Raw genomic sequence first — 421 nt, 5'->3', positions numbered from 1 at the left:
TACACCTACACCACGGGCCGCGATCACGCCACCGGCGGCGTGCCGAAATACAATCAGTTCAACCTGAGCGCAGAATATGCGCTGTCCAAGCGCACCACGGTCTATGTGATGGGTGCCTACCAGAAGGCGGCGGGCGACGCGGCGGTGGCGCAGATCGCCGGCTTCAATCCCTCGTCGAACCAGAAGCAGGCGGTGGGGCGCGCGGGCATCCGCCATGTCTTCTGATCTCGGGAGTGCAAACGCATGAGCCAGTGGGTCGCCGGGTTGCCGATGTACAACGTCACGCCGCGCCTGGGCGCGGCCTGGCGCGCGTTGCTGGCCGACACGCTGGCGGCCTTCGCGCGCGCGGGTGGCCCGCGCGGGGTCGAACTGCTCGGCGAGCCCTTCGGCGAGTTGCTGCCGCTGTGGCACCGCGAGGACC

The 421-nt window shown here is 68.9% G+C and carries 2 pseudogenes; both read left to right on the top strand.

Going from position 1 to position 421, the window contains the following annotated elements:
• Positions 1 to 225 (top strand): annotated as a pseudogene (locus HWX22_RS31705) (porin); the annotation flags it as partial.
• 18 nt (positions 226 to 243) lie between these two features.
• Positions 244 to 421 (top strand): annotated as a pseudogene (locus HWX22_RS32190) (phosphate ABC transporter substrate-binding protein); the annotation flags it as partial.

It is taken from the genome of Burkholderia sp. BCC1638, from assembly GCF_902833195.1.
Classification (GTDB): Bacteria; Pseudomonadota; Gammaproteobacteria; order Burkholderiales; family Burkholderiaceae; genus Burkholderia; species Burkholderia diffusa.
The sequence above is the reverse complement of the archived record's forward strand: the minus strand, read 5'-3'. Positions and strand labels throughout refer to the sequence as shown.